The following is a 17012-nucleotide window of genomic DNA, read 5'->3' on the forward strand; positions in this document are numbered from 1 at the left end:
CTCGCAGCCATCGCCAGGGAGGCGTCCGGCTGCCTGGGGCGGCTACTGTCCGTAAAAAACCCGCTCGAAGACTGCCCGGGCCCGCCTGCTGACCCGCAGGTAGTCCTCTTCAAGGACGGCTGCCTGGCCGGGCTCGTACCCGCACCACCGCGCCACGGCTTCCAGGTCGCGGCGGGAAGAGGGCAGCAGGTCCGAGGCCTTGCCGCTCCAGATCACGTTGGCGGACCGGATGCGGCTGGCCAGGCGCCACGCACGGGCCAGGAGGTCGGCATCCGCCCGGGCCAGCAAGCCCAGCTGGGCGGCGGCTTCCAGCGCCGCAAGCGTCGAGGTTGTCCGCAGTTCGGGGTGCCGGCCGGCGTGCCGAAGCTGGAGTAGCTGCACCAGCCATTCGACGTCGCTCAGCCCGCCGCGGCCCAGTTTCAGGTGCCGTGCGGGATCTGCCCCGCGGGGAAGCCGTTCTGCCTCCACGCGCGCCTTGATCCGCCTGATCTCCCGCACGTCGGTATCCGCAATGCTTTCCGGGTACCTGATGGGGTCAATGAGCTCGATGAAATCCTTGGCAAGATCGTCGTTACCGGCCATGGGGCGTGCCCTCAGGAGCGCTTGGGCTTCCCAGATCAGGGACCATCTCCGGTAGTACTCGGCAAAGGAGTCCAAGGAGCGGACCATGGCCCCGTTCTTTCCCTCCGGCCGCAGGTCCGCGTCCATTTGCAGGACGCGCTCGGCCATGATGGCCGGCTTAAGGGGCTGCGTCAGCAGGGTGGAGACCTTCGCGACGATCCGTGCGGCCTGCTCCTGCGCTTCCTCCTGGCTGAAACCGGGCAGGGCCCTGTGCACATACATAACGTCCGCATCCGAACCGTAGCCGATCTCGCGGCCGCCCTGCCTGCCCATGGCCACCACCAGGACGGCCGTCTTAAGCGGCCCGCCGGCGGAGACGATGCCTTCGGCCACCCGCAGGGCACCCAGGACGGCAGCACGGTCGGTGTCCGCCAGCGCCGTCCCCACCTGGTCCTGGGCCAGTAGCCCGGCTGAATCTGCCACGGCGATCCGGAGGATTTCCCGCCGCCGAATCAGCCGGATCAGCCGCATGGCACTCTCCGGATCCGCATGCCGGGACATCTTGGAGGTGATCTCCTGCCACTGCGCTTCGAAGCTCAAGGGGACCAGGTCCTTGTCGTGGCCCAGCCAGGCCACGGACTCGGGCGAGACCTCCAGGAGATCGGCTATCAGCCTGGAATTCGAGAGCACGTGGCACAGGCGTTCTGCTGCGGCGCTGGAGTCCCGGAGCATTCCCAGGTACCAGTGCGTGGTTCCCAGGGCTTCACTGACGCGCCGGAACGCAAGCAGCCCGGCATCCGGGTCCACGCCCTCGGCCAGCCAGTCCAGCAGGATTGGCAGCAGCTGCCGCTGCAGGGCGGCGCGCCTGCTGACCCCCGCCGTGAGTGCCTCGATGTGGCGCATGGCGCCCTGCGGATCCCGATATCCGAGGGCTGCCAGCCTGCCCTGGGCGGCTTCCGGGGTCAGCTTCGCGTCCTCGCTGCTGAGCTTGGCCGCCGTGTTGAGCAGCGGCCGGTAGAAGATACGCTCGTGCAGTTCCCGTACCGAACGCTTGGTTTTCTGCCAGGTGGCCAGCAGTGCGTCAGGATGGGGCCGCTCGTTTGAGAAGGGCCCCAGCACGGCCTTGGCCAGCGACCGGAGGGCCGGTTCAGCCACCGGCATGAGATGGGTCCTGCGCAGCTGGAAAAGCTGGATGCGGTGCTCCAGCAGCCGCAGGTACCTGTAGGCGTTGTCGAACGCAGCAGCGTCGGCGCGCCCGATGTACCCTCCGGCGGACAGCGCGGCGATGGCAGAGGTGGTGTCACGCCGTCGCAGCGTTTCATCTGCCTTTCCATGCACAAGCTGAAGGAGTTGGACGGTGAACTCAACGTCGCGGAGCCCGCCGCGGCCCAGTTTGATCTGCCGCTGCTCCTCCGCGGCCGGAATGTGCTCGGTGACCCGGCGCCGCATCGCCTGGACGGATTCCACGAAACCGTCACGGCTTGCCGAACTCCAGATCAGCGGCGCGACGGCTTCCTCGTAGCGGCGGCCCAGGGCGGCGTCACCGGCAATGGTCCTTGCTTTCAGCAGTGCCTGGAACTCCCAGCTTTCGGCCCAGCGGGCATAGTACGTCTCGTGCGAGGCCAAGGTGCGCACCAGGGGCCCCGACTTACCTTCCGGCCGCAGGTTGGCGTCCACCTCCCACAGGCCCGGTTCGCGCGCCACGGAGGAAATGGCACGGGATATGCCGCTGGCAAGGGCAGAGCCGATGGTGCTCGCCTGCGCGTCCTCGAGGGCGCCGGGGTCCACGACGTAAATGACGTCGACATCGGAAATGTAGTTCAGCTCCCGGGCGCCGCATTTGCCCATGCCGATGACGGCCAGTCCGACGCCGGCGACGGCGTCCGCGCCGTACTGGCCGGCGGCTTCGGCACGCGAGACCGCGAGGGCCGCCTCGATGGCTGCCCCGGCGAGGTCTGCGAGTTCGCCGCCCACGGCCGGCAGGAAGTCCAACGGATCGGCGGCGCACAGGTCCTTGACGGCGAGGTCCACCACCCCCCTGCGGTAGGCCGTGCGCAGGGCGGCATAGGCATCGGCTCCGGTGCTGGTTGCCACCGGGCGCTCGGCACGCGGGTCGGCGCCCACGGACTGCAGGAGGACTTCGCGCAGGGTGGCAGGATCGGACTGCAGCGGCTCGGGGCTCGCCCGGACCCGGAAGGCCTCCAGGTGTTCCGGGTGGCGGATCAGGAACTCCCCCAGCGCCTCGGACGCACCGAGCACCCTGTACATCGGTTCGCTGGTGTCGGGGTCGGCGGCGGCCAGGTCCCGGAGGTCCGGGTGCTTTTCGATCAGGCGGACCAGGGACTGGAGGGCAGTGTCCGGGCTGGCTGCCATGTGCAGGCCCGCGAACAGCCTGTCCTGGTCCAGTCCTTCCAGCTCCGGGGCAGCCAGGAACCGCTCACCCTTTTCAAGGTCGCTGAAACCGGCCGCAATGAGGCGGCGTGCCAGGCTCACGCCCGCCGCCTAGAGGATGCCGAGGTTGCGCTGCAGCTCGTAGGGCGTCACCTGCAGGCGGTAGTCCTGCCACTCTGCGCGCTTGTTGCGCAGGAAGTGCTCAAAAACCTGCTCTCCCAGGATCTGCGGCATCAGTTCGGACTCTTCCATGGTCCGGATGGCGTCATGGAGGCTGGCGGGAAGCGGATCGTGGCCCATGGCGCGGCGTTCCGCCGAGCTGAGCGACCAGACGTCGTCCTCGGCGGCGGCGGGAAGGTCGTAGCCTTCCTCGATGCCCTTCAGGCCGGCGCCCAGCAGGACGGCGTAGGCCAGGTAGGGATTGGCCGCGGAATCGATGCCGCGGTACTCGATCCGGGCGGACTGGCCCTTGCCCGGCTTGTACAGCGGAACCCGGACCAGCGCCGAGCGGTTGTTGTGCCCCCAGCTCAGGTAGCTGGGAGCTTCCCCGCCGCCCCAGAGCCGCTTGTAGGAGTTGACGAACTGGTTGGTCACCGCAGTGAATTCGGGGGCGTGCTTGAGGATGCCTGCGATGAACTGGCGGGCGGTCTTGGACAGCTGGAACTCCGCGCCGGCCTCATAGAAGGCGTTGGTGTCCCCCTCGAACAGGGAGAAGTGTGTGTGCATGCCGGATCCGGGATGGGCGGTGAACGGCTTGGGCATGAAGGTGGCGTAGGTGCCCTGCTGGAGTGCCACTTCCTTGATCACGGTGCGGAACGTCATGATGTTGTCCGCCGTCTGAAGTGCATCCGCATAGCGGAGGTCGATTTCGTTCTGGCCGGGGCCTGCCTCATGGTGGCTGAACTCCACCGAGATGCCCACGGATTCGAGCATTGTCACTGCCGTGCGGCGGAAGTCCTGTGCCACGCCGCCGGGAACGTGGTCGAAATAGCCGCCCTCGTCCACCGGCACGGGTGCACCGTCCGGCCCGGGTTCCTGCGACTTGAGGAGGTAGAACTCGATTTCCGGGTGGGTGTAGCAGGTGAAGCCCATGTCCGCCGCCTTCGCGAGGGTCCGCTTCAGCACGTTGCGCGGATCCGCCGCGGACGGCTCGCCGTCGGGCGTGAGGATGTCGCAGAACATCCTGGAGGTCTGCTCCGTTTCGCCGCGCCACGGCAGGATCTGGAACGTGGAGGGATCAGGCTGGGCCAGCATGTCGGATTCGAACACCCGGGCCAGGCCTTCGATCGCGGAACCGTCGAACCCCAGGCCTTCCTCGAAGGCGCCCTCAACTTCAGCGGGGGCAAGTGCCACGGACTTGAGCGAGCCCACGACGTCGGTGAACCACAGGCGTACGAACCGTACGTCGCGCTCTTCGATTGTGCGCAGGACAAACTCTTGCTGGCGGTCCATGATGGCCTCTTCTCCGGTCAACGTCCATGCTCCGGGTCCGCAGAGGGGAAAAGCCGGCAGCAGTTCACCAACACTGTACTAAGCATTCGGCCCCGATGCTGGAGCCTGCCCCGCGCGTAACACAGCGTTAACACCTCCCCGCCCGATTTTGCCTCCGGAGTGCACCCCTCGCCCGCTTCCGGGGACCTGCTCCAGCGCCTTTCTATGACGCTTATCACCACCGGGGGCGATGACCGCCGGTAGCTAGGACGGCCGGTACCGCACTACGCTCGTGCCATGGCCTCAAGCAACAGCTCCGACTCCAGCATGTCCGCCGACGTCCCCGCCCCCTACGGCAGCGGGCCCGGGCAGGCGGCTGCGTCCGCTTCGGAACGGAAGCCCGCCAAGGTCCGCATCCACCACCTCCAGCAGGCCAAGAGGGACGGGACCAGGTTCGCGATGCTCACCGCCTATGAGCAGTACACGGCGGAGATCTTCGACGCTGCCGGCATCGAGGTGCTCCTCGTGGGCGACTCGGCGTCGAACAACGTCTTCGGCAACGAAACAAGCCTTCCGGTGACCGTGGACGAGCTGCTCCCGCTGTGCCGGGCGGTGGCGCGGTCCGCCAAGCGCGCGCTGATCGTGGCCGACCTGCCGTTTGGAAGCTACGAGGTTTCCCCTGAGCAGGCCGTGGCCGCGGGTGTCCGGTTCCTCAAGGAAGGCCTGGCGCACGCCGTGAAGATCGAGGGCGGCAAATACTATGCCCCCACCGTAAAAGCCATGGTGCAGGCCGGCATTCCGGTGATGGCGCACATCGGCTTCACCCCCCAGAGCGAGCACGCACTGGGCGGGTATCGCGTCCAGGGCCGCGGCGGCGACGCACAGCGGTTGATTGACGACGCCGTCGCGCTGGCTGATGCGGGGGCCTTCAGCGTGCTGATGGAAATGGTTCCGGCCGAAACGGCGGCCGCAGTGGATGCGGCGGTCTCCGTTCCCACCGTAGGGATAGGCGCCGGCAAGGAAACAACCGGGCAGGTGCTCGTCTGGCAGGACATGGCGGGGCTTCGGGGCGGCCGGATGGCCAAGTTCGTCAAGCAGTACGCGGACCTGCGGAGCACGCTGATGGATGCGGCCACTGCCTACGCCGAGGACGTCAGGTCCGGCCGGTTCCCCGGTCCTGAACACTCGTTCTAGCGCCGGACAGGTTCCACCGCCGGGCGGCCGGCCGCCGGCAACGCACGCCCGCACCAGGCGGGCCTGCCATCCCCGCGGTCAGTCGTCGTCGTCCTTTTCCCACGCCTCGTTGCGGGCACGGACCTTTTCAAGGGCGTGTTCGGCTTCTTCCCGCGTCTTGTAAGGCCCGATCAGCTGGCTCCAGTCGGACAGCCGGTCCTCTTCGATCTCATGCGTCCTGACGTTGTACCAGTACTCAGTCATCGTTGCTCCTCGTTCCGGCGGCGGGGAAGCAGCGGCGTGATCCGCGTAACGTAGATTCTTTCGCAGGTCCCGCGCGGCTTCCGGTTGTTTGGCGTTCTGCAGTGCCTTATATGATCAATCTATGCCTTCCCTTGCCTCGACTGCACCCATCGGCACCCTCACCCCGGGGACCATAGGTCCGCAGCGTCCCGTCCCGGCGTCCATCCCCCGGCCGGAGTACGTGGGCAAGCCTGCCCCGGCAAAGTTCACCGGCTCCGAGGTCAAATCCCCCGAAACGATCGAAAAGATCCGGGTAGCTTCGAAGATCGCCGCCCAGGCCATCGTGGAAGTGGGCAAACACATCCAGCCGGGCGTCACCACGGACCAGCTGGACAAGGTGGGCCACGAGTTCCTCCTTGACCACCACGCCTACCCTTCCACCCTGGGCTACCGGGGCTTCCCCAAGTCGCTGTGCGCGTCCCTGAACGAGGTCATTTGCCACGGCATCCCGGACAGCACCGTGGTCCACGACGGCGACATCCTCAACATCGACATCACCGCCTTCATCAACGGTGTCCACGGAGACACCAACTACACCTTCCTGGTGGGCGATGTGGACGAGGAATCCCGGCTGCTGGTGGAACGGACACAGGAGTCGCTGAACCGGGCCATCAAGGCAGTGGCACCGGGCCGGGAAATCAACGTGATCGGCCGCGCCATCCAGTCCTACGCCAAGCGCTTCGGCTACGGTGTTGTGCGGGATTTCACCGGCCACGGCGTGGGTGAAGCCTTCCACACAGGGCTCATCATTCCGCACTACGACGCCGCCCCGGCCTACAACACGGTGATCGAGGCCGGCATGGTCTTCACCATCGAGCCGATGCTGACGCTCGGCACCGTGGAGTGGGACATGTGGGCGGATGACTGGACAGTGGTCACGAAGGACCGGAAGCGCACTGCCCAATTCGAGCACACCCTGCTGGTGACGGACTCCGGTGCGGAGATCCTGACCCTGCCGTAGCCTGTTCACCTGGCCTCCAGCCTGATGTACTGATCGCTGCACGCCCTCCCCGGTTCCTGACCGGACACCAATCCCAGGCGGCTTTCCGGCCGCTCCTACCCTGCCCGCCTCTGCCACGAACGGATACCCATTGGCCAAGAATGACGAAAAGTCGAACAAGAACGCCCCCCTGATCGGCATCGACATCGGTGGCACCGGAATCAAGGGCGGCATCGTCGACTTGAAGAAGGGCAAACTGCTGGGTGAACGGTTCCGGGTCCCCACCCCCCAGCCGGCTACCCCGGAATCCGTTGCCGAGGCCGTGGCGCTGGTGGTTTCCGAGCTTTCTGCCCGGCCCGAGGCCCCGGCCGCCGGCTCGCCCGTGGGCGTGACCTTCCCCGGCATCATCCAGCACGGCGTGGTGCACTCCGCGGCCAACGTGGACAAGAGCTGGCTCAACACGGACATCGACGCGCTCCTGACCGCCCGGCTGGGCCGGCCGGTGGAGGTCATCAACGACGCCGACGCTGCCGGGCTGGCGGAAGCCCGCTACGGCGCCGGGGCCGGCGTCAAGGGCACCGTCCTGGTGATCACCCTGGGCACAGGAATCGGTTCGGCCTTTATCTTCGATGGCAAGCTGGTCCCCAATGCTGAACTGGGACACCTGGAAATCGACGGCCACGACGCCGAATCCAAAGCCTCGGCGGTGGCACGGGAACGCGACGGGCTGTCCTGGGACGAATACAGTGTCCTGCTGCAGCGCTACTTCTCCCACGTCGAATTCCTGTTCTCGCCCGAACTGTTCATTGTGGGCGGCGGCATCTCCAAGCGTGCCGACGAGTACCTGCCCAACCTTCGGCTCCGGACCCCCATCGTGCCGGCGGTCCTTCGCAACGAGGCCGGCATCGTAGGTGCCGCCATCGAAATCGCCCTGAAGCACAAGCTCGCAAAATAGCAAAAGCCGTGCCGCCGCCAACTGCCCGGCAGTCGACGGCGGCACGGCTCAGTCCTTCGGTGGCGGCTGCGGCTTCCCCTCCGCTGCCGCCACCGGAGATTACAGGGGGCTCTTCTCGGAGCTCTTCGCGCCCTTCGCGGCAATTCCCGGGGCGCCATCCTCTTCCTGCCGGAGCAGGGCGATAGCGGTTTCGAAGTCCTCAAGGGATTCGAAAGCCTGGTAGACGCTGGCAAACCGCAGGTAGGCGACCTTGTCAAGCTTCTGCAGCGGCCCGAGGATGACCAGGCCCACCTCGTGGGCGTCGATCTCGGCAGCGCCAGAGGAACGGATCTGCTCTTCGACCTCCTGCGCCAGCAGCGCGAGGTCGTCTTCGCTGACGGGCCGCCCTTGGCAGGCCTTCCGTACTCCGTTGATCACCTTGCTGCGGCTGAAGGGCTCCCCCACGCCGGACCGCTTGATCACGGAAAGGCTGGTGGTTTCCACCGTGGTGAATCTCCGGCCGCATTCCGGGCACTGGCGGCGCCGGCGGATGGCTGAACCGTCATCCGCCATGCGGCTGTCCACTACCCGGGAGTCCGGGTTGCGGCAGAACGGACAGTACATAGTGCCACCCTCCTTCCCAGGCGCCAGTGCAGGCGCAACTTCAGCGCCTCCATTTTATGTCCTGGGGACCGCTAATAACAAGCGTGTAATACTACATGTTGTGGTTGGGGCTACTAGATATCGGTTCCTGGGGGTTTTTCAGGCGAACCTGGCCGTCACTGCTTCCCCGTGCGCGGGAAGGTCCTCCGCGCCGGACAGGCTGACGATGTGCCCGCTGACCTCGGCCAGCGCGTCCCGGCTGTAGTTGACCACCTGGATGGCCCGCAGGAACGTGGTGACGTTCAGGCCGGATGAGAAAGCGGCGGTGCCGCTGGTGGGGAGGACGTGGTTGGACCCCGCGCAGTAGTCCCCCAGGCTGACGGGGCTGTAGTCGCCCACAAAGATGGCGCCGGCGTTCCGGATCCTGACGGCGACGCCGGCGGCGTCCCGGGTCATGATCTCCAGGTGCTCGGCCGCATAGGCGTCGCAGGCGGCGATGCCCTGCTCCAGGTTGTCCACCAGCACCACCCCGGACTGCGGGCCGGACAGCGCTTCGAGGACGCGCGCCGAGTGCTTGGTTGCCGCCGCCTGGCGGCCGAGTTCGGCGCGGACCGCCGTGGCGAGGTCCTCGGAATCGGTGATCAGCACCGAAGCCGCCTTGGGGTCGTGCTCAGCCTGGCTGATGAGGTCGGCGGCCACGAGGGCCGGCCGGGCCGTCGAGTCTGCCAGGATGGCGATCTCCGTAGTGCCGGCCTCCGAATCGATCCCCACGACGCCCTTGACCAGGCGCTTGGCGGTGGCAACGAAAATATTGCCCGGCCCGGTCACCACATCCACCGGCTCCAGCGCCGGGCCGGCATCCGTTGCCTCAACACCGTAGGCGAACGCGGCGATGGCCTGGGCGCCGCCGATGGCATACACCTCGGTGATTCCCAGCAGTGCGGCGGCGGCAAGGATGGTGGGGTGCGGCAGTCCTGCGAACTCCTTCTGCGGAGGCGAGGCCAGGGCAATCGAGCGCACCCCTGCAGCGAGGGCCGGAACAACGTTCATGATCACGGAGGACGGGTAGACGGCGAGGCCGCCGGGGACGTAGAGTCCCACCCTCGCAACCGGCACCCAGTTCTGCGCCACCACGGCCCCGTCGCCGAGCTGGACCTCGATGTTCCGGGGACGCTGGCCGTCGGCGAAGCGCCGTGCGCGGCTGATGGACTCCTCCAGTGCGCTGCGGACGGACGGCTCGAGTTCCTCGAGCGCGGCGGCCAGGACCTCCTGCGGAACCAGCGGGTGGCGCTGCTGCACGCCGTCGAAGCGAAGGGCCAGTTCTCCCAGTGCCTCGAAGCCGCCCCGCCGGACGGCCGCAATGATGTCCAGGACCTTTTCTTCAGCGTCCGCCACGGTCTGGCCCTGGGCGCGCGGGACAGCGGCGCGCAAGCCGGCGAGGGTCAGGCTTTGGCCGCGCAGGTCAACGGTGCGGAAGTTTACGACGGCGGCGGCTGGGCTGGCGGGATTCTCCGAAGAAATGGTCACTGGTCTATTTTACGGGCCCCGCCGCAGCGTGCCGCGACTGGTGGGTGCCGTCGTCGGACTTCCCGCCCAGGAGGTTAAGAAGCTCCAGCGCGAAAACGGACACGGCCGCGGCGGCGGGCCACAGGAGCAGCACCGGCCAGGCGCGCAGTGAAAAAGCGATGCTGGCATTCGCCGAGGCATCGACGGCGGGCGCCCATAACTGCGCGCTGAGGAGCCCCGCCTGCCAGGCGACCACTGCGCCGCACAGGGCACCAGCCAGGCCCATCAGGAGGTCCGCCTGCGGATCCGCGCGCTTCCGGTCCGCCAGGAAAACGGCCAGGAGGCACCCGGCAAGGACCAGCAGGCCGGCCAGCGTCAGGTCCCGCGGGAGCCAGACAACCGGATTGGTGCCGCTGGAGAGGGCCGGATCCCGGGTGACCAGGTTGAGGCCGCCAGGAGCCAGGAGCCACCACAGGATGCCCACCGGGACACCCGCCGCTGCAGGGACCGCGAACAACGCCCAGGACAGCCGCGGGCGCGTGCGGCGGGTGGCTTTCGTCATGCAACAAACCTTAACAAATGTTCCGGCAGGATAGCCGCCGTGCGCGGGCTCCAGGGGATTCTCCACCGGCGCGCCGGACCCATACCCTTGAAGGAGAACATAAATACCAAACCATCCAGCCCACCAGGAGTTTCCGTGACAACAGCTGACGTTCCGTTCGAACGGACGTTCAAGGAGATGTTCCGGCGCCATGCCGCCGGCGTCGCCATCATCACGGTGAACTACCAGGACCAGCCCTACGGTTTCACCGCCACCTCGGTTGCCTCGCTTTCCGCGCAGCCGCCGCGCTTCACCTTCAACATGGCCCGCAGCTCACGGTCGTGGCCGGCCGTGGCAAACACCACCTACCTGGGGGTCCATATGCTGGGCCTGGAGAACCAGCAGCTCGCTGACAGGTTTGCCGGTGCCGGCAACCGCTTTGAGGGGGACCACTGGGAGGTGGGTCCGCACGGCGTGCCGGTGCTTAAGGGCGTAGCCGGTTGGCTGATCGGCGAAGTGCAGATGCGCCTGTCCTTCGAAAACAACGCCGTTGTTGTGGTCCAGGTGGTGGACGGGCAGGTGGGCGGGGACGGCTCTCCCCTGTTGTACCACGGCGGGGCGTACGGCCAGCCGGTCCCGCTGGATTACGAGATCTGAGGCACTAGCTCCGGACGACGACGGCGGTACTTGCCGCCCGCCGTCGTCCAAGCCTCCGTCAGGCGTCCAGGCAGGCGGGCCCGAGGAGCACTTTCAGGTCGCCGAACAGGGACGGGCTGGGGTTCACGCGCAGGTGGACCGGCAGGCCCATGATCTCCGTCCGGGTGTCACCCTGCAGGTGCAGCCGCACTTCGGAGTTCCCGCGGTGGGTACGGAGGACGTCACCCAGTTCGGTGACCACCGCTTCCGTGGCCTTGTAGGTGGGCATGGTGATCACCAGCGGGCCGTTGAGCCCCTCGCTGAGGTCCGGAACGGACAGTTCCATGCAGTTCAGGGTGATGGCGCCGTCGTCGCGCTTTTGCAGGCGCCCCTTGACCACCACGATCAGGTCCTCGGCGAGGACAGATGCGATGGGGCCGTAGACCTGGCCGAAGAACATGACTTCCATCGAGCCGCCCAGGTCCTCCACTTCGGCCCTGGCGTAGGCGTTGCCGCTGGCCTTGGCGATGCGCCTGCTCAGCGACGTGATCATGCCGGCGATGGTGATGATCGCGCCATCCTGCGGTCCGTCTTCGCCCAGGACGGAGGTGATGCTCATCTCCGCATGCTGGCTCAGCAGCCCTTCGAGGCCCTGCAGGGGGTGGTCCGAAACGTAGAGTCCCAGCATGTCCCGTTCGAAGGAGAGTTTGTCCTTCTTCTCCCACTCCGGCAGGTCCGGGATCTCGATGCTCAGGGATGACTCGGATTCGGCTTCGTCGAACCCTGCGAAGAGGTCGAACTGTCCGATCGCTTCGTTCCGCTTGAGCGTGATGACGGAGTCGATGGCCTCTTCGTGGATCATGGCCAGGGCCCGGCGGTGGTGGCCCAGCGAGTCGAAGGCGCCGGACTTGATCAGCGATTCAATGGTCCGCTTGTTGCAGACCACGGCGGGGACCTTCATCAGATAGTCCTTGAACGACGTAAACGCGCCCTCGCTTTCGCGGGCAGCCACCATGGCCTCCACCACGTTGACGCCGACGTTGCGGATGGCGCCCATGCCGAAGCGGATGTCGTTGCCCACCGGGGTGAAGTTCAGCGCGGACTCGTTCACATCCGGCGGCAGCACGGTGATGCCCATGCGCCGGCATTCGTTGAGGTAGATCGCCGACTTGTCCTTGTCATCACCCACCGAGGTCAGGAGCGCGGCCATGTACTCCGGCGCGTAGTGCGCCTTGAGGTACGCGGTCCAGTAGGAAATGACGCCGTAGGCGGCCGAGTGTGCCTTGTTGAAGGCGTAGTCGGAGAAGGGAAGCAGGATGTCCCAGAGGGTTTTCACTGCTTCCATGGAGTACCCGTTGTCCTGCATGCCCTGGGAGAAACCGGCGAACTGCTTGTCCAGTTCCGATTTCTTCTTCTTGCCCATGGCGCGGCGGAGGATGTCTGCCTGGCCCAGCGAGTAGCCGGCCAGCTTCTGGGCGACCGCCATAACCTGTTCCTGGTACACGATCAAGCCGTACGTTCCGCCCAGGATCTCCGCAAGGGGTTCCTTCAGTTCCGGGTGGATGGGAATGACTTCCTGGATCCCGTTCTTCCGCAGCGCATAGTCCGTGTGGGCGTTCGCGCCCATGGGGCCCGGCCGGTACAGGGCAAGCACGGCGGAAATGTCTTCAAAGTTGTCAGGCTTCATCAGCTTGAGCAGGGACCGCATGGGTCCGCCGTCGAGCTGGAAGACGCCCAGCGTGTCGCCGCGGGCCAGCAGCTCATAGGAAGGGGCGTCGTCGAGTTCCAGGTTTTCCAGGTCCAGGTCGATGCCGCGGTTCATCTTGATGTTTTCCAGGGCGTCGGAAATGATCGTCAGGTTCCGCAGGCCCAGGAAGTCCATCTTGATCAGGCCGAGGCCCTCACATGTGGGGTAGTCGAACTGGGTAATGACCTGGCCGTCCTGGATCCGGCGCATGATGGGAATGACATCGATGATCGGATCCGAGGACATGATGACGCCGGCTGCGTGCACGCCCCACTGCCGTTTCAGGCCCTCGATGCCCAGCGCGGTCTCAAAGACTTTCGCAGCTTCGGGGTCCGTGCTGATGAGCTGGCGGAAGTCGCCCGCTTCGCCGTAGCGCTTGGCCTCCGGGTTCTGGATGTCCGCCAGCGGGATGTCCTTGGCCATCACCGCCGGCGGCAGGGCCTTGGTGAGCGTTTCACCCATGCTGAACGGGTAGCCCAGCACGCGCGAGGAGTCCTTCAGGGCCTGCTTGGTCTTGATGGTGCCGTACGTGACGATCATGGCCACGCGTTCGTCGCCGTACTTCCGGGTCACGTAGTCGATGACTTCGGAGCGGCGCCGGTCATCGAAGTCGACGTCGAAGTCGGGCATGGAGACGCGGTCCGGGTTCAGGAACCGTTCGAAGATCAGGCCGTGGCGCAGGGGGTCCAGGTCGGTGATGCGCATGGCGTAGGCCACCATGGAGCCGGCGCCGGAACCACGGCCGGGGCCAACCCTGATGCCGTTGTTCTTGGCCCAGTTGATGAAGTCCGCCACCACCAGGAAGTAGCCGGGGAAACCCATGGAGGTGATGACGCCCAGTTCGTAGTCGGCCTGGGCGCGGACGTTGTCCGGGACGCCGCCCGGATACCGGTACTCAAGTCCCTTGGCCACTTCCTTGACCAGCCAGGACGTTTCATCCTCGCCCGGCGGGCAGGGGAACCGCGGCATGTAGTTGGCCCCGGTGTTGAAGGACACTTCGCAGCGTTCGGCGATCAGGAGGGTGTTGTCGCATGCGTCGGGGTGGTCGCGGAACAGTTCCCGCATTTCCCGGGGCGACTTCAGGTAGTAGCCGCTGCCGGAGAAGGCGAAGCGGGACCCGCCGTTGTCGTACGTGGGTTCCAGGAGGGTTGAACCGGACTGGATGGCCAGCAGGGCCTCGTGGGCCTTGGCATCGTGCTCGTGGGTGTAGTGGAGGTCGTTGGTGGCCACCAGGGGGAGGTTCAGCTCCTTGGCGAGCCGCAGCAGGTCCCCGGTGACGCGCCGCTCGATGTCCAGCCCGTGGTCCATGAGTTCGCAGAAGTAGTTCTCCGCCCCGAAAATGTCCCGGAACTCGGCTGCGGCCTCGAGCGCCTCGCGGTACTGGCCCAGCCGCAGCCGCGTCTGGATTTCACCGGACGGGCAGCCCGTGGTGGCGATCAGGCCCTCCGAGTAGGTGTTCAGCAGCTCCCGGTCCAGGCGCGGCCATTTGCCGAAGACTGCATCCAGCGAGGCGATGGAGGACGCCCGGAACAGGTTCCGCATGCCTGCGTTGTTGTAGCTGAGCAGGGTCATGTGGGTGTAGGAGCCGCCGCCGGAAATATCGTCCTTGCGCTGGTGTTCCTCACCCCAGCGCACGCGGCTCTTGTCGCCGCGGGCAGTTCCCGGAGTCACGTAGGCTTCGACGCCGATGATCGGCTTGATCCCTTTGTCGGTGGCCTTTTTCCAGAAGTCGAAGGCCCCGAAGAGATAGCCGTGGTCCGTGGTGGCGAGGGCCGGCATGCCCAGCCGCTCCGTCTCATCGAACAGCTCGCCGAGCCTGGCGGCGCCGTCCAGCATCGAATACTCGGTGTGGTTGTGGAGATGGACAAACGAGTCGTTGCTGGAAGTCACCGCACTATTCTATGCGCCGGGTGTGGCTGGCCTGCGTCAGGCCTGCCCGGACGCGAGCACTTCCAGGGCAAACGCGAGGTCCTGCGGATAATCACTGGTGACCCGGACGGGCTCCCCCGTCACCGGGTGCTCGAATCCCAGTTCGCGGGCATGCAGCCACTGCCGCGTCAGGCCAAGGGTGGCAGCAAGCCGCGGATCGGCACCGTAGGTCAGGTCTCCGGCACAGGGATGCCGCAGCGCGGAAAAGTGCACGCGGATCTGGTGAGTGCGGCCCGTTTCCAGGTGGACTTCCACCAGGCTGGCTTTGCCGAAGGCTTCAATCACTTCATAGTGCGTGACGGAGTGGCGTCCGTCCTCGATGACCGCGAAGCGCCAGTCATGCCCCGGATGCCGGCCGATGGGTGCATCAATGGTTCCCGCCAGCGGATCCGGAAGGCCCTGGACAACGGCGTGGTAGACCTTGTCCACCGTTCGTTCCTTGAAGGCCCGCTTCAGGGCCGTGTAGGCGCGCTCGGACTTTGCCACCACCATGACACCCGACGTTCCGACGTCCAGCCGGTGCACGATGCCCGCCCGCTCCGGCGATCCGGAGGTGGAGATGCGGTAGCCGGCCCCGGCCAGGCCACCCACCACCGTGGGCCCGACCCACCCGGGCGACGGATGGGCGGCAACGCCCACCGGCTTGTCAACGACGACGAAATCCTCGTCATCCAGCAGGATCTTCAGGCCTTCCACAACTTCCTCCACGACTTCCAGGGGGTCACGCCGTTCCGGCCTGCTGACGTGGAGCACGTCGCCCGCAACCAGCTTTTCCGACTTGCCCAGCGTTTTGCCCTTGCTCTGCACATGGCCCTCGGCCAGGAGGGACGCGGCAAGGGAACGCGAGATGCCCAGGAGTCCGGCAAGGCCGGCATCGGCCCGCGTTCCTCCGTATTCGTCGGCAACGACAATCCGCTCAGGCATCGTTTCAGGCATCGCCGGACTTGTCCTTACGTTCAGCGGTGAGCCGGCTGCCATCCAGGGCTATGCCGCGCAGTGTCAGGATGCAGATGATGGCCACGGCGGAAACCACCGCCGAGTCGGCGATGTTGAAGATCGCGAAGTTGGGAAGCTGGATGAAGTCCACCACGTGTCCCATGCCGAAGGACGGTTCCCGGAAGAGCCGGTCGGTAAGGTTGCCCAGTGCACCGCCCAGGAGCAGGCCCAGCGCGAGGGACCACCAGAGCGACCCCAGTTTCCGGATCTGGAAGAGAATCGCCACGGCCACACCGGCCATGATGATGGAAAACACCCAGGTGACGTTCTCTCCGATGGAAAACGCCGCGCCGGAATTCCGAATGAAGTACCAGTGCAGCAGCGGCGGGAGCACCGGGATCCGTTCGCCTTCCACCATGCTGGACGTCACCCACAGCTTGGTGAGCTGGTCCAGGATGTAGGCGAAAAGTGCAAACCCTGCGAAGACGGAGAGCAGCACCCCGCGGCCTGGACGCGGGGCAGGTGGGACAGGGCGTGCGGGGTCCGCAGCAAGTTCGTCAGTCATGGTGCTTTCATTCATAAAACCGGTGTCAATGCCAAAAGCCGGTGGCCGAGGAATCCTCAGCCACCGGCTTTCAGAATACGTGCTTGACGGATTAGTTGGCTTCGCTGACTTCCGGCGTAGCAACGGAACCGCGGGCATCCAGGTCGCGCAGCTGGCCTTCGATGTAGGCCTTGAGGCGTGAACGGTAGTCGCGTTCGAAGCCGCGGAGCTGTTCAACCTTGCGCTCCAGGACGGAGCGCTGCTGCTCGAGGGCGCCAAGGATCTTGCGGGACTTCTCCTGTGCGTCGTTGACCAGGCTGCTGGCTTCGATCTGCGCTTCGGCGATGATCTTGTCCTTCTGGGCCTGGCCGTCGGCGACGTGCCGATCGTGCATCTGCTGGGCCATGGCCAGCAGGCCGGCTGCGGACTCAGCGGAGGGGGTTCCGACCGCGGTGGAGACTGCGGGGGCTGCCGCGGCAGGAGCGGACGGCTGAACGTCCTTCTTCTTCGCTGCTTCGGCAGCCTTGGCTTCGGCTTCCGCCTTTTCGCGTGCCTCATCCTTGTCGGCCTTGACGGGCGCGGGGACCTTCTCCACAACGGGGGAAGCGGCCGAGCTGGCCGGAACGCTGGACCCGGCTTCGGCGAGCTTCTTGCGAAGTTCGTCGTTCTCCTGGTTCAGGCGGCGGAGCTCAACAACGATCTCGTCCAGGAAGTCATCAACTTCGTCCTGGTCGTAGCCCTCGCGGAACTTGGTCGGCTGAAAGCGCTTGTTGACAACGTCTTCTGGCGTCAAAGCCATCTGGTCACCTCACTGGTCTAGTTAGTCAGTAGGCCTTC

At 66.1% G+C, this 17012-nt stretch carries 14 protein-coding genes; 4 read left to right on the plus strand and 10 right to left on the minus strand.

Going from position 1 to position 17012, the window contains the following annotated elements; translation table 11 throughout:
* Positions 1 to 42: 42 nt before the first annotated feature.
* Complete coding sequence (locus GK109_RS02035; protein ID WP_370460327.1) at positions 43 to 3054, minus strand: bifunctional [glutamine synthetase] adenylyltransferase/[glutamine synthetase]-adenylyl-L-tyrosine phosphorylase; 3012 nt, start codon at positions 3052 to 3054, stop codon at positions 43 to 45.
* 9 nt (positions 3055 to 3063) lie between these two features.
* Entirely contained in the window at positions 3064 to 4404 is a 1341-nt protein-coding gene (gene glnA / locus GK109_RS02040; RefSeq protein WP_157238496.1) for a type I glutamate--ammonia ligase, read from the minus strand.
* 276 nt (positions 4405 to 4680) lie between these two features.
* Between glnA and panB the strand changes: the two genes are divergently transcribed.
* A complete protein-coding gene (gene panB, locus GK109_RS02045) occupies positions 4681 to 5577 on the plus strand; it encodes a 3-methyl-2-oxobutanoate hydroxymethyltransferase (RefSeq protein WP_157238497.1) in 897 nt (298 codons plus the stop codon).
* A 78-nt stretch (positions 5578 to 5655) separates the two neighbouring features.
* On the opposite strand, the gene GK109_RS02050 is transcribed toward panB, so the two are convergent.
* Positions 5656 to 5820 carry an SPOR domain-containing protein gene (locus tag GK109_RS02050; RefSeq protein WP_120691318.1) on the minus strand — a complete coding sequence of 55 codons (165 nt, stop codon included), beginning with the start codon at positions 5818 to 5820 and terminating at the stop codon, positions 5656 to 5658.
* 121 nt (positions 5821 to 5941) lie between these two features.
* Between GK109_RS02050 and map the strand changes: the two genes are divergently transcribed.
* Together map and ppgK are read left to right on the plus strand one after the other, a co-directional pair.
* Positions 5942 to 6820 carry a type I methionyl aminopeptidase gene (gene map, locus GK109_RS02055; protein WP_157238498.1) on the plus strand — a complete coding sequence of 293 codons (879 nt, stop codon included), beginning with the start codon at positions 5942 to 5944 and terminating at the stop codon, positions 6818 to 6820.
* 130 nt (positions 6821 to 6950) lie between these two features.
* Positions 6951 to 7754 (plus strand): polyphosphate--glucose phosphotransferase, encoded by an 804-nt coding sequence (gene ppgK / locus GK109_RS02060; protein ID WP_157238499.1) that lies wholly within the window; start codon positions 6951 to 6953, stop codon positions 7752 to 7754.
* 99 nt (positions 7755 to 7853) lie between these two features.
* Here the strand turns inward: ppgK and nrdR are convergent, their stop codons facing one another.
* The 3 genes from nrdR to GK109_RS02075 all read right to left on the minus strand — a co-directional run bounded on the left by nrdR (position 7854) and on the right by GK109_RS02075 (position 10404).
* Positions 7854 to 8357: a transcriptional regulator NrdR gene (nrdR, locus tag GK109_RS02065; RefSeq protein WP_157238500.1), complete on the minus strand. Its 504-nt coding sequence runs from the start codon at positions 8355 to 8357 to the stop codon at positions 7854 to 7856.
* Positions 8358 to 8495: 138 nt separating this feature from the next.
* Positions 8496 to 9863, minus strand: a complete 1368-nt coding sequence (gene hisD, locus GK109_RS02070; RefSeq protein WP_370460330.1) for a histidinol dehydrogenase — start codon at positions 9861 to 9863, stop codon at positions 8496 to 8498.
* A gap of 4 nt (positions 9864 to 9867) precedes the next feature.
* Entirely contained in the window at positions 9868 to 10404 is a 537-nt protein-coding gene (locus GK109_RS02075; protein WP_157238501.1) for a hypothetical protein, read from the minus strand.
* A gap of 177 nt (positions 10405 to 10581) precedes the next feature.
* Between GK109_RS02075 and GK109_RS02080 the strand changes: the two genes are divergently transcribed.
* On the plus strand, positions 10582 to 11040 hold the full coding sequence (locus tag GK109_RS02080; protein ID WP_104999690.1) for a flavin reductase family protein: 459 nt from the start codon (positions 10582 to 10584) through the stop codon (positions 11038 to 11040).
* Between the two features lie 58 nt (positions 11041 to 11098).
* Here GK109_RS02080 and dnaE read toward each other — a convergent pair whose 3' ends face one another.
* From dnaE to GK109_RS02100, 4 genes are all read right to left on the minus strand, one after another.
* Positions 11099 to 14656 carry a DNA polymerase III subunit alpha gene (dnaE, locus tag GK109_RS02085; protein WP_323057384.1) on the minus strand — a complete coding sequence of 1186 codons (3558 nt, stop codon included), beginning with the start codon at positions 14654 to 14656 and terminating at the stop codon, positions 11099 to 11101.
* A gap of 36 nt (positions 14657 to 14692) precedes the next feature.
* Positions 14693 to 15619 carry an RluA family pseudouridine synthase gene (locus GK109_RS02090; RefSeq protein WP_157242536.1) on the minus strand — a complete coding sequence of 309 codons (927 nt, stop codon included), beginning with the start codon at positions 15617 to 15619 and terminating at the stop codon, positions 14693 to 14695.
* A gap of 4 nt (positions 15620 to 15623) precedes the next feature.
* The gene (gene lspA / locus GK109_RS02095) at positions 15624 to 16196 is read right to left on the minus strand and encodes a signal peptidase II (RefSeq protein ID WP_157238502.1); all 573 of its coding nucleotides are present in this window, start codon (positions 16194 to 16196) and stop codon (positions 15624 to 15626) included.
* Positions 16197 to 16287: 91 nt separating this feature from the next.
* Positions 16288 to 16974, minus strand: a complete 687-nt coding sequence (locus GK109_RS02100; protein WP_157238503.1) for a DivIVA domain-containing protein — start codon at positions 16972 to 16974, stop codon at positions 16288 to 16290.
* Positions 16975 to 17012: the final 38 nt, after the last annotated feature.

Source organism: Pseudarthrobacter sp. GA104 (assembly GCF_009741265.1).
GTDB lineage: Bacteria > Actinomycetota > Actinomycetes > Actinomycetales > Micrococcaceae > Arthrobacter.

What these genes read in the sequence shown, in the direction of transcription:
- GK109_RS02100 (WP_157238503.1), bottom strand. Translation starts at nt 16,974, where the DNA reads ATGGCTTTGACGCCAGAAGACGTTGTCAACAAGCGCTTTCAGCCGACC.
- GK109_RS02080 (WP_104999690.1), top strand. Translation starts at nt 10,582, where the DNA reads ATGTTCCGGCGCCATGCCGCCGGCGTCGCCATCATCACGGTGAACTAC.
- panB (WP_157238497.1), top strand. Translation starts at nt 4,681, where the DNA reads ATGGCCTCAAGCAACAGCTCCGACTCCAGCATGTCCGCCGACGTCCCC.
- GK109_RS02090 (WP_157242536.1), bottom strand. Translation starts at nt 15,619, where the DNA reads ATGCCTGAGCGGATTGTCGTTGCCGACGAATACGGAGGAACGCGGGCC.
- nrdR (WP_157238500.1), bottom strand. Translation starts at nt 8,357, where the DNA reads ATGTACTGTCCGTTCTGCCGCAACCCGGACTCCCGGGTAGTGGACAGC.
- GK109_RS02075 (WP_157238501.1), bottom strand. Translation starts at nt 10,404, where the DNA reads ATGACGAAAGCCACCCGCCGCACGCGCCCGCGGCTGTCCTGGGCGTTG.
- GK109_RS02050 (WP_120691318.1), bottom strand. Translation starts at nt 5,820, where the DNA reads ATGACTGAGTACTGGTACAACGTCAGGACGCATGAGATCGAAGAGGAC.
- map (WP_157238498.1), top strand. Translation starts at nt 5,942, where the DNA reads ATGCCTTCCCTTGCCTCGACTGCACCCATCGGCACCCTCACCCCGGGG.
- glnA (WP_157238496.1), bottom strand. Translation starts at nt 4,404, where the DNA reads ATGGACCGCCAGCAAGAGTTTGTCCTGCGCACAATCGAAGAGCGCGAC.
- lspA (WP_157238502.1), bottom strand. Translation starts at nt 16,196, where the DNA reads ATGACTGACGAACTTGCTGCGGACCCCGCACGCCCTGTCCCACCTGCC.